Source organism: Pseudomonas serbica (assembly GCF_028823535.1).
In the GTDB taxonomy this organism is placed as follows: Bacteria; Pseudomonadota; Gammaproteobacteria; order Pseudomonadales; family Pseudomonadaceae; genus Aquipseudomonas; species Aquipseudomonas serbica.
Window position 1 is genome coordinate 25,206 of record NZ_JAQIYM010000025.1, and the last position, 12,789, is coordinate 37,994.

Below are 12,789 nucleotides of genomic sequence, written 5' to 3' on the forward strand. Positions count from 1 at the left end.
TGACCCAAGTCGGCACACAAGTTGCTCGGTTCCAGCACCCCCACGCCGGAACCGAGCATGCTCCACTCCCATCTGACCACCCTCAACGCCGTCTCCCTGGTGCTCAACACCTTCAAGGCCGAAGGCCTGTCCAGCGAGGCCTTATTGGCAGGCAGCGGCATCAGCGCTACGGACCTGAGCCGGGCGGATACGCGTATTACCACCAATCAAGAGATGCAAGTCTGCGCCAATGCCGTCGCACTAAAGCGTGATATCGGCCTGGAACTGGGCCAGCGGATGCACGTTTCGTCCTACGGCATACTCGGCTATGCCCTGCTCACCAGTGCCACCTTCGGTGACGCGTTACGTCTGGCGATGCGTTATCCGGCGCTATTGGGAACACTTTTCGAGCTGAGCCTGGAAGAGGACGGTGAGCGCATCTGGTTCGTCGCCGCTGATTATCGAGAGAGCCCGGCACTGGCCGTGTTCAACGCCGAGTTCTGCCTGGTATCGCTGAAAGTCATCTGCGATGACTTGCTCGGGCATGCCCTGCCACTGCGGGCTGCGCGTTTCGAACATGCCGCGCCCGACTATGAAGCGACCTACGCCGAACACTTCGCCTGCCCGCTGCACTTCGGGGCAGGCAACAATGCCTTTGCGTTCGACAAGCGCTGGCTCGACCAACCCTTGCCGCTGGCAGATGTCATCACCCACCAGGCCATGGCGGAACGCTGCCGCAAGCAGAACACCGAGTTCACCGGACGCCAGGCGTGGCTGGGGCGGATTCGCCAGTTGCTCCGTGCCCAGTTGAATGCGGCACCCGGGCTTGAGGGGTTGGCCGAACAAATGAACTGTTCCGCGCGCACCCTGCGCCGACACCTCAAGGACCTTGGGTGCAGCTATCAGGAATTGCTGGATGAACTGAGATTCGAGCAGGCCAAGCAGATGTTGTGTGAGGATCAGATGCCGATCTATCGGATAGCCGAGGCGCTCGGTTTCAGCGAGACCGCGAGTTTTCGCCATGCGTTTGTGCGTTGGAGCGGCGTTGCACCCAGCCAATTTCGGCCGCACCGATAACACTGTGGGACAAAAAAAGGCCTCTGCCTTGCCGACGCCTTCGCGGGCAAGCCCGCTTGTACAAAGTCACCATCCAGAATACGCCATAAAGGGGCGAATTTCGGTCAATGATTTTGGCCATATAAGTCCCCTTTTGGCCTTTCCTGCCGTTCTCCGAAACGCTGCGCGCCGCAAAACTGTGTGCAACCGAAACAGCCTGCGGAGAACAACAAAATGCTGACGATCTACTCGGACGATCACCACCTGCACCACGGCCGCTGTGAATTGATCGACGGGCAACTCAAGCCCTGCTTCGAGATGCCATCGCGTGCCGACCACGTGTTGCAACGGGTGCAAAAGCAGAACCTGGGGCCCGTCGAAGCGCCCAAAGATTTCGGCCTCGGGCCGATCGAACGCATCCACAGCCGCGACTACCTGGATTTTTTCAAAGGTGCCTGGGCGCGCTGGACCGAGTTCAATACCGACGGTGACCTGCTGCCCTACACCTGGCCGGCCCGCACCTTGCGCAGCATCAAGCCCACCAGCCTGCATGGTCAGTTCGGCTACTACAGCTTCGACGGCGGCGCGCCGATTACCGCCGGCACCTGGCAAGCGGCGTACAGCGCGGCGCAAGTGGCGTTGACCGCACAGGCGGAAATCCAGCGCGGCGCCCGCGCAGCCTTTGCCCTGTGCCGTCCACCAGGACACCACGCTGCCAGCGACTTGATGGGCGGTTATTGCTACCTCAACAACGCCGCCATCGCCGCCCAGGCCTTCCTCGATCAGGGCCACAAGAAGGTCGCGATCCTCGACGTCGACTATCACCACGGCAACGGCACCCAGTCGATTTTCTACGAGCGCAGCGACGTGCTGTTCACCTCGATCCACGGCCACCCGGAGGCCGAGTTTCCATTCTTCCTCGGCTATGAAGACGAGCGCGGCGAAGGCGCCGGTGAAGGGTTCAACTTCAACTACCCATTGCCCGCCGGCAGCGGCTGGGAGGCTTGGAGCGCTGCTCTGGAGCAAGCCTGCAACGAGATCGAAAGCTATGGCGCCGACATCGTCGTCGTCTCGCTCGGTGTCGATACGTTCAAGGACGACCCGATCTCGCAATTCAAGCTCGACAGCCCAGACTACCTGGCCATGGGCAAGCGCATCGCCGCCCTCGGCAAACCGACGCTGTTTGTCATGGAAGGCGGTTACGCGGTGGAAGAAATCGGCATCAACGCGGTGAACGTGCTGGAAGGTTTTGAACAATGAAACAGCTCAAGCATGCCCTTGCTCCGGCCCTGTGCGCGGTGCTGTTGAGCGCTAACGCTCACGCCGAAGAACGAACGCTACGCGTCTACAACTGGTTCGACTACATCACCCCCAAGGCCCTGGAAGATTTCAAGGCGCAGAACACCCAGACCAAACTGGTCTATGACATCTTCGACACCAACGAAGCGCTGGAAGCCAAGCTGTTGACCGGCAACTCCGGCTACGACGTGGTGGTGCCGTCCAACGTGTTCCTGGCCAAGCAGATCGAAGCCGGCGTATTCCAGCCGCTGGATCGCAGCAAGCTGCCGAACTGGAACCATCTCGATCCCAAGCTGATGAAGCTGATCGAGGCCAACGACCCTGGCAACAAGTTCGCCGTGCCCTACATGTACGGCACCATCCTGATCGGCTTCAACCCTGACAAGGTCAAGGCCGCACTGGGGGCCGATGCGCCGGTGGACAGCTGGGACCTGATCTTCAAGGAAGAAAACATCAGCAAGCTCAAGCAGTGCGGTGTCGCCCTCCTCGACTCGCCCTCGGAGATCCTGCCCCTGGCCTTGCAGCACCTCGGCCTGGACCCCAACAGCAAGAAACCTGCGGACTACGCCAAGGCTGAGGCGCTGCTGATGAAAATCCGTCCGCACATCACCTACTTCCACTCATCCAAGTACATGGCCGACATTGCCAACGGTGATATCTGCGTCGCGGTCGGTTACTCCGGCAGCTTCTCCCAGGCCGCCAACCGCGCCAAGGAAGCGAAGAACGGTGTGGTCGTCGACATGCGCCTGCCCAAGGAAGGCGCGCCGATCTGGTTCGACATGCTCGCCATTCCCAAAGGCGCGAAGAACCCTGAAGACGCCTACACCTTTATCAATTACCTGCTGCAACCCCAGGTGATCGCACCGGTCAGCGATTTCGTCGGCTACCCGAACCCGAACAAGGACGCCACGGAACGGGTCGACCCGGCGATTCGCAACAACCCGAACCTGTACCCGACCGAAACGGCGATGGGCACGCTCTACACCCTGCAACCCTTGCCACGGGATGCCGAACGCGCACGCACCCGGGCCTGGACCAAGATCAAGTCCGGGACCTAGTTGAAACAGAAGACCCGCGATGACGCGGGTCTTTTTTTGCCCGCGATACATATCTACCACCTCGAGCCACTGACCGCCCTCTACCTTGCCGGGAACCAGCGTTGCCCCCCGCAACGCCCCACCGGACACAGGAAACGGCCATGCCCGACACGCCCGCCATCAACTCCGACACCCTGCTGACCCAACTGGTGGCAGGCCCTTCGATCAGGGAAGTCGCTGCAAACTCATTGCGCATCGTCCTCGACATCAACTACCCAAACCTGCACCTCGACCCGAATGTGACGATGGTGGTGACACCGGCCTGGATCATGAACGACGCTCAGGTCGTTCCCGGCAGCAGCCACTTTGAATCCCTGACCGACGTACTGGTACGACTGGCGTTGTCAGGCGTATCGGTGGCCTACCTCGACGGCGAGCACTTCCTGACACGGCAACTGGATGTCGAGCCGCCGATTCACCTTCCCGTTCAAATCGACACCGTCGGATGCCTGCTCAACAAACTGTCCAGGTTGTTGTTCATTGCCTATCAAGAGCAACAACTCGACTACTGGAACCGGTACCTGGCGGATTCGACGCCGCGCTGGCATCAGTTGCGCGATGCGCTACTCAACATCTGGAACGTCGACAAGGTGACGGGCTGGGACGAGGATCGTCGAAAAATGGCGCTCTCCCTTTTCCAGTTTCCCGACAAGCATGAACGGGAAGCTCACGACACCTACAAGTCCAAGGCTTGCCTGATCGATGTCGAAAGTCTTGAAAACGCAACGAGCGAACACTTGTGGATACTGGAAACGGCAGTACTGGTGGGCACACTGGGGGAGCGCACCCTTGTCATGACCCACTCGATTACCGAAGGGTTCAGGCACTACGACTCGTTGGCGGCGTTGGGCCAAACGCTGTCGCGGCGCATTAGCGTGACTGAAGGTGATCGCACGCTGCAATGGCGCCTCTACGAGCCCGAAGGGATGTTCTTCGATCACCAGGCCTGGGCGCTGATTGCCCTTGAGATCGACGCCATCGGTGCCATCGGTGACGCCGCCTGGACTCCCACCCTTGATCCGCAAGTGGCTGCATCGGCGAAGGACTTCTCGGAGCTTCACCAGCCTTCATCCTCACGTTACAGCCAGATCCGGCAGTTGTTGCCGGACTGGATGGCGAACGCCTCACCCACGGACCTGACACGCTACAGCCGACACATGATGGATCTGGCGTTGTTGCGCGAACAGCACCGCGCAAAAACCTTTGATGAAGGGATTGCCGCGCTCCCGGATTTTGCCATGCAGGCACTCATCGACCAGATGATCAAGGACCGGAAGATCAAGGATCAGGCAGCCGCGACGACGCTGAAACTGGCGGACATCGAAGTCAGCATCACCAGCCTTGTCGTCCTGGGTGCGGTCATCGTTCCCGGCAAGTCCCAGACCCTGAAAATCTCGCTCGTCGAATTTGCCTTGCAAAACCTGGCCGGCCTGCCGCTTGGCGACAGAACCGTGCAGTACAAGGATGGCGAGGCCGCGCCGGCGTGGTTGACACCCGCCTACCTGGAAGCGCTCGTCACCACCGTCAACATCGGCAAGACCTATCCCGAGCTGATCAAGAACACGCTGCTGGCCGATCCCCGGGAACGCCTGCGTCGACAGGACCTTTTTACCAGCCAGCTGCGCCTGCAACTGCCGCTGTTGGCGCTTCAACTGAAGATCCGCGGCAAGGCTGGCGGTATCGACGAACAGGGCTATCGATACGTGGCCGCCGCCTTGCAGGAAAAGCCTGTCGATCGATACGTCGATGGGCAGGAAATTGTCATTCGCCCGTTGGCGTTCATTCCGGGGGGACGTAAGAATAACGAGGCCGACGAAGTGGCCAACATGTTCCTGATCGGGCCGAAACGGGCGGACAAGGGACCATGCCTGCTGTTTCGACCGCTGCTCGAACATCCGCTGACGCAGTATTCCAGCGAGGCGAACCTGCTGTACGCGATCAGACACGATAAAGCGCTACGTCACTCGATCCTGGCCTGGCTGCCGGAAGACCTGTATTTCAACTATTCCCAATATGTCTTCCCCGGCGAACTGCCCTCCATCTGGACGCTTTCGCAATGGTTGGTCGACCCCGCCTCGACACTGGGCATGATGGGCGCTGTCACCATCAGGACTACTCCCCTTCCTGAACCGCCGCTGCAAGCAGTGTTCACCGCCAACGCCAATGCGCTGATCACACTGGCAGACAGGCAATCGGTCGCCAATGGAGAACGGCGTTGGGCAACGCTCAAGCAGGGGGCATGGCTGCTCTTCAATATTGCCCTGCCCTTCCTGGGGCGAACCGCCGGGACGGCCGCCTGGATCTGGCAAATCATGGATGACCTGCATGAAGCGAACGAAGCCCGCGAACTCGGCGACAGCGATCAACAATGGGCAGCGCTGACCGATCTGTTCCTGTCGCTGGGCATGGTGCTTGCCCATCACGCGGCCAATCGCGACAAACCTGTGTCGCAAAGCGTCGAGAAGGTTTCAACAGCTGTTGCCAAACCCCTGCCGCCGCCCAAAATCACCCTGAGTCAAAGGGCCGATGTCAGGCAGTTGCCGGCAAGCCATGAAACGTCCGTCTACGCCCAAGGCCTGTTGCCAAAAGTATCGCTGGGCGTCTTGCTGGACAGCTTGGCGATTGCACGGCCGGCGACATTGAAAGACATCCCCGCCGTATCCGGCCCTCACCGCTTCCTGATCCCGCTCGAACAGAAATGGTATGCCCGAATAGATCAACGCTGGTTTGAAGTGATGCTCAATGACAACGGTGACGTGCAGATCATCGACTCACGGCAAACGCCAGCCAGGACGGGCCCATTGCTGGTTCATTCCGAGAAGGGCGAGTGGTTCGTCGACACACGTCTGCGGCTGCGCGGCGGCGGTAGAGCCCGAAAGGAAATTGAACGCAAGAACCAGCAACTCAAGGAAGACTTGAGGAAGCAACTGACAGCCTTCGATGCCGGCAAGCTTGCATTGAACAAGGAACTTGAGGCGGCGGAAAAGGCGGCCACCGATTCGAACCTCCAGCCGCTGCTCAATCTGCTGAACTCACAGGTAGCGGCCTACGATGCCTACATCGACCAACTCAAGAACTTCAACGCCATTGAGCCCATCGCCAATTACCGCCCGGTCCTCGTCAGCTGCCTGGACTACCAGCTGTTACTGACACACAAATGGTTCGTCCGGCAAAACCGGGCGTTCGGTGAAAGCATGCGCCAGTCCCTGGCCCTGCTGGACAACGAGGCCATCGAGGGCACTCAGACACCTCGCCAGACCCATCAGCTCACCAGCGACATGACCCAAGGGTTCATCGAGAAGATCGAATTCACCCACGCCCGAATCGAGGAGATGATGCGTCTGGGTAAAGAGGCGGTGGAAACAGCCCGGCAATACAAAGCGCTGCTGCCGTCGTTCGACCTGCTGGATCTGAAGCTGTTCCAGGTCAACCTGGCGCAGGAGTTGTGCCTCAACGACAGCAACAACGTAGCCACCACGCAAGCGCGCCAGGCCATGCAACGACTGGTCGACGATGCCGGCCTTACCATCCAGTCGTCACTCGACCTGACTGGCGAAAATCATGAGCTGGCACTGGCGGAACACATCGACGCTTTCAATGATCTGGTCGAGCAATTCGCAACCCTGGACCAACGAATTGTCGATCTGCCCGAGGAGTATTCAGGGCAGTTGTTGCAGCCCCCGCTGGACCTGATGCGCCAGCAGGTCGAAGCATTCAGGGAGCGCAGCGTGAAACACCTCGCGAGCCTGCTCACCGAGCGCAAGATGCTGGAACCGACACCCGGCCCCTCACGCCCGGCCCCGGTGCCCAAGCGCGTGATCAAGACCCGATTCAAGGGAACGGTCGTGGGCAAGCTGCGCGAGCGCGCGGCCGCCAACGGCACCGACCTGCTCGACGTAACCTCACCACTGAGCGGAAAGGTCGTGACCTTTCACGAGAAAACGCCCGGTGTCTGGCTCGAACACGTGACGGGCACGCCCGCGCCTGCGCCAACCGTTCGCCCCGAGCTCAATGCCAGTGTCCAGGCGGGGCAGACATTACTCGGCGAACTGGACGCCTTTACCCTGCGAACCGAGGCCCATGCCAAACGGCCGGGGCGTATCCCTGTTGAAATCGAGGATCTTTTCCAGCAACGGGCGCGCCGGATGAAGGAAGCGGCAGCCGCCATCGAAGAGGCACTTACCCTGCTGAACGTCACCGAAGCAGGCCCGGGCTCCGCCGTGGGTGTGGCGAAACAGCTCAATGAGGGAGCGGCCAGCCTTGACGAAAAGGGTCGCCTGACACGAATCAGCATGACCAAGCAGCAACCTCCCACTGCCGCTCGCGTCGAATGGCTGCACAGCAAAGGCTTGATCGCCATCGTCAAGACACCGGGGCGAAAGCGACTCAAAGGTCACCGCAAGGACTATCTCGAGGAGTATGAAATTCGCGACGCCAGCTCCGCCAAAGTGCTTTGGTACGCCCACTTCCACTACCCGAGCCCCTCCAGCGCTGTCGAGGCCTACAGTGCCGCGCACTTGAAAACCGAATCGCAACGAACTCTCGGCGGCGCATTCGACCTGCGCACGGCCGGCAACAACAACGAAATGATCGCCATCTACCGCAGCGAGATCAGCCCACAGCTGGCCCGATCCTTGTTCCTGTCGAAAGCCATAGCCTCCTCTTCGACATCCTGAGCCACGCGCCGCCAAACCTGGAGGCCCGCAATCACGCGGGCCTCTTCAAAGCATAAATAGTTACCGCCTTGGGCTCTCGGCCTCCCGTTACCTTGGATACAAGCGGCATTTGCTGCCCTCATCAACGCACCCAGGTACTTATCCAACATGACCAGCACCCCCTCACCAGGCGCCCCGGATGACTCGACGGCGCTCATGGAACAAAGCGATCTCGTCAGCCAGACCAGCCACGGCCCGCTGCCGAGCGAAGTCGCATCCGACCTGCTACGCGAGAAACTGGCAACCCTTTATCCAGAACTGAAAATCGATCCCGACAAAACACTCATCGCCACCCCGAAATGGCTGGTGGTCAACGATCAAGTCGAGACGGGGCCGATCGAATTCATGTCACTCACCGCTACGCTCGTCCTGCACAGCCTGTATGGCACGACCGCCAACTACCTCGAAGGCGAACATTTCCTGACCCTGGAATCCGACGCCAACGACCCGGTTCATCTTGCTGTCAGCATCGAAGACATTGCCCGGGCCCTCAATGATTCAGTGCCTCGGTTATTCCTGGAACTGCAGAAGCGACAGCTCGACTACTGGAACCACAACGGCCAGAAGATCCCCCGCTGGCAGGAGCTGTCCGATTCGCTGCGCAACGCGCTGAATGTGCAAACGATCAAAGGCTGGGACGCCGACGAATGCGCGATGGCGCGCGAGGTGTTCAATGATCCGGACAGAGCCACACGAAAAAATTCGAACAGCGACCTGTCGGCCATTCAGGCATGCCTGATCGACATCGACATCGTTGAAACCACGGCCAACAGACACCTGTTGATCGGCGGGGCCGTGGCGCTCAAGGCCACATGCCGTGAACGCGAATTGCTGGTGATGTACACCATCGAGCGCGGTTATGAGTCGTTCAGCTCAATGGAACAATTGGGCAATTCGCTGCCCGCCCGCCTGGGGGATCCGCTCGAAGGGCGCACCATGACATGGCGGCTTTTCGAGCCTGACGGCAACGTTTTTGACCACATGGCCTGGGCCCTGGTCTCATCACAGCTCGATGCCATCGACGCCATGAGGTCTGCGGAGAACCCCGTGAACGATGACGCGGAACTTCAAAGCGGGCTCGACGAAACCGAACACGCGCGGCTCAGGCAACTGCACGCGGCGATTCCCGATTGGTTGCGCAACGCCTCGCCCATGGACATTCAAGACTACAGCCGCTACATCACGGCATTGGGCAAGCTTTATCGCCAGCCAGAGCACAAGGCAGCGAGAAACGAGATTCCGTCCATCACCAATTATGCCCAGCGCTTGATGGTTGAAGCGATCATCGCCGATACCCGCGCAATCGATGCTGCGAAACTGCCGCTCAATGAGCTGCGGATCAACATCACCAACAGTTTTACCGCGGATAACTTCACCCTGCCCAACCCCCTCGACCACCGCACCGAGACCCTTGCCGATTTTGCCCTGGAAAACCAGGCGCCCTACATGGCGACGGTATCGTTCCTGCACGATCAGGCTGTGCCGCAATGGCTCACACCGGCATTCCTCACCAGTCTGGCGGCACAGGTCGACATCGGCGAGGCTTACCCTGCCCTGATCAAGCGCAAGCTGATCAATGAACCTGTCGAATCCCGACGCCAGGAAAATTTCTACTGCGACCAGTTGCGCCTGCTGTTACCGTTGCTGGCTCTCGAAGGCAAGGTCAAACACGAGTCGGGCATTGATGAACACGGCTACCGGTTCATCTGCGAGTTGTTCGACAGCAATACCGACACCCCCCACACCATCGCCATCTACCCGCTCAAGCTGACGCCGCAACACCGTCTGATCAGCAGCAGTGACACCGTCCAGAACATGTTCCTCATCTGCCCTCGAGAGGTCGAAAGCGGGCCTTGCCTGCTGTATCGACCGATGCAGGACCAGCCCCTGCTGCAGTTTCCCTCTCGACAAAACCTGCTGTACGCGTTGCATCAACCCGGGGAGCTGCGGGACTCCGTGCTGGCATGGCTGCCGGACAATACCCGCAGCTATGAGTATGCCCAGTATGTTTTCCCCACCGGCCTGCCATCCCCGTGGATCGTCGCTGAACAGCTGGTCAACCTGTTGAAACAAGGAGACGGGTTCGGACGCGTGACATTCGAGTATGACGAAATAACCGGGAATGTCCTGTCGACACTGTTCAAAAGCAATGCCCAGGCCTTGGTCGACCTGGCGGACCGCCAGTCACAATCAAACGCCGAACGGCGCTGGAGTTTGCTCAGGGAAAGCAGCTGGGCATTGTTCGCCGTCACTTCGAATTTTCTCACCGGCGCTGTCGGAACGGCCGTCTGGGTCTGGCAGACCATTAACGAAATCCAGCAGGTCATCGACGCCAGGGATCGAGGCGACACCTTCATCGAATGGACGTCGGTATCGGACCTGCTGCTGATCACCGGCATTATCCTCAGCCACCACGCGGTGATGCGGCGCAATGCCCTGGCCGGCTCTAGACTTGCGCGGTCGTCGATCGAGAAACCATCGCAAGCCGGGGTCGAGCCCGTCGCCGTCAAGTTCGACCCGGTGCCGCTGGTCGCCGAACTGGCCCCCGAGCACCGCTCCTCGCTCGAAGTGGCCGGCTCCGTACCTCGTCGAACCCCGATGGCGCTGGGTGCCTACCTGGACACTTTCAAAGTCGTGGCCATCGATATTACTGACAAGAACGTGACAAAGATCAACGTAAAACCTCCTCATCTCTATCAAATCGCCAACAGCACCTTTGCCCAGGTCGGCGAGCGATGGTTCAAGGTCATGGTCAGCGGCGAGGGTCAGGCGCATATCGTTGACCCTGACGACTTGAATCGCAGCGGTCCGCTGCTCACTCATGATGCCAAAGGCCATTGGTTCATCGACCTGCGCTTGCGCCTGCGCGGGGGTGGCGGCAATGCCTTCAGCAAACCCCAGGTCGCTTCCAGTGAGGTGCGCCTGCTGGAACTGGAGGCGGCCCTGGGTTCCTTCAACGATCAGGCGAAGGTGATGGAAACCGAGCTTTCAACGTTGCAAACCGACATACAAAAGGCCACCTCGGAAAATTTCACAAGCCTCAGCCTGGCGTATTCGGAAAAGCTGGGCCTTACCATTACCGCGTATCAGCAAGCGCTGGAAAAGCTCCGTGAATGGCGCACCCTCGGCGGGACGAAAAACTATGTCTATGAACTGCTGAGCCTGAGCACGTCACTGCAGAAGAACCTGGCGCTGTGGTTCGTCATCAAAAGAACCGAGTATGCCCGGGCGACAAGGATGATGACCGACGCTGGCCAGACAGAACCGATGCCCATAAAAACCTACGTGGCCAACATTCAGCTGGCGACTGACCTGAGCCAGGAAATGGTCGAAAAACTCGAGCTTTCACAATCGACCATCGAGGGTCTGCGTGCGGCTGGAAGGGCCGGCATCGAGAGAGCGATGGAATTCAAGAAACTTTCGCCATCGTTCACCGTGCTCGATCTTAAAGCCAACGAGTTAGGCATGGCCCAGGAGCTGTGTCTTGAAGACAAGGACAGCCCCCTGATGACCCAGGCAAGGGATGCCGTGGGCAAGATCATCGTGAGCTCCGCCAAAGCCGCCATTCAAGTGGTGGACTTTACAAAGTCGGGCAAAGACAACAGCCCGTTGCAGACACGGATCGAAGACCTGGACACGCTGATTGAAACCTTCGCCGACGCTGACCAGCGCCTCCAGGAACTGCCGGACACCTACCCCGACCTGGTCAGGCGCCCCCGACTCCAACACCTGCGAGGGTTGATTGCCGAATTCGCGCAATTGGCTCAGACCCGACTCCAGGCGTTGCTGCCGGAGCCAGAACCAAAGCCGGTACAACGACCCACGACGAGCAGTCACCCGTCCTCTTCCCATCAACCGGCCAAAGTCCGGAAAACCCGGCCCAAGGCCCCCTCCAAAAGCGAACCTGGCAAAACTGCGGATGATCCCCTCACACCCATCGCGCCAGTCATCCGCCGGCAGCCGGCCTCGACACTCAAGGATGTGGAGCTCATCGAGGCCGCCATTGAACTGAACCTGGATACAGCCAGATTCATCGAGCGCAACGGTAAAGACGCGTTGCGCCCAAGGCGCATACCCGCTGACATACAGGATGTGTTCGATCAACAGGCGCTCAGACTGGAGCAAAGCGCCAACAGCGTCGACCAGGCGTTGATCCGGATGAAAGACGAAGACGGCGACCCGCCGCCGGTGAGCGGCTTGGGCCTCGAATTGCGTACGGCGGCCCGCCGAATGCGTGAAGCAGGCGTCAGCGTTCGAGCGGCGCTGTACAAGCAGCGCAAACCGACGCAAACCGCTTTCAAATGGCTGCAGGAGAACACGCAGGTTGGCATCGAACCCGGCCAGCGAGGGCGAATCCAGACCAAAGGGATGGGCGACTTCTTCCAGGAGTACCGGATTCTCGACAAGACCAACGGCAAGGCTTTCTGGGTGGCGCATTTTCACTATGAAAATTTATCCAGCCCTGCCGACCGTCCTACTGCGGCACACCTTAAAGTTGCCGACGAGTATCTGAAGACCTTGTCCGCCGAACAACAAACCGCCTTGAACACGATCGAGCCCATTGATGGTGTCCTGCGAAAGCTCGTCGACCCCGAGCTGCGCAAGCTGTTTTGGCCACTGGAACCAAAAGCCAGGCGCTGAGG

5 protein-coding genes are annotated in these 12,789 nt (G+C 59.6%); all 5 read left to right on the plus strand.

Features of this window, described 5'->3' with window-relative positions:
* The first annotated feature begins 57 nt into the window (after positions 1–57).
* A complete protein-coding gene (locus NQL71_RS28605) occupies positions 58–1,056 on the plus strand; it encodes an AraC family transcriptional regulator (protein WP_046815594.1) in 999 nt (332 codons plus the stop codon).
* A gap of 213 nt (positions 1,057–1,269) precedes the next feature.
* Positions 1,270–2,295, plus strand: a complete 1,026-nt coding sequence (locus tag NQL71_RS28610; protein ID WP_077182708.1) for a histone deacetylase family protein — start codon at positions 1,270–1,272, stop codon at positions 2,293–2,295.
* Positions 2,292–3,392, plus strand: a complete 1,101-nt coding sequence (locus NQL71_RS28615; RefSeq protein WP_046815596.1) for a polyamine ABC transporter substrate-binding protein — start codon at positions 2,292–2,294, stop codon at positions 3,390–3,392. Before NQL71_RS28610 ends, NQL71_RS28615 begins: the two co-directional genes overlap by 4 nt.
* A gap of 140 nt (positions 3,393–3,532) precedes the next feature.
* Complete coding sequence (locus NQL71_RS28620; RefSeq protein WP_077182707.1) at positions 3,533–8,107, plus strand: dermonecrotic toxin domain-containing protein; 4,575 nt, start codon at positions 3,533–3,535, stop codon at positions 8,105–8,107.
* 147 nt (positions 8,108–8,254) lie between these two features.
* The gene (locus NQL71_RS28625; RefSeq protein WP_274643718.1) at positions 8,255–12,787 is read left to right on the plus strand and encodes a dermonecrotic toxin domain-containing protein; all 4,533 of its coding nucleotides are present in this window, start codon (positions 8,255–8,257) and stop codon (positions 12,785–12,787) included.
* Positions 12,788–12,789: the final 2 nt, after the last annotated feature.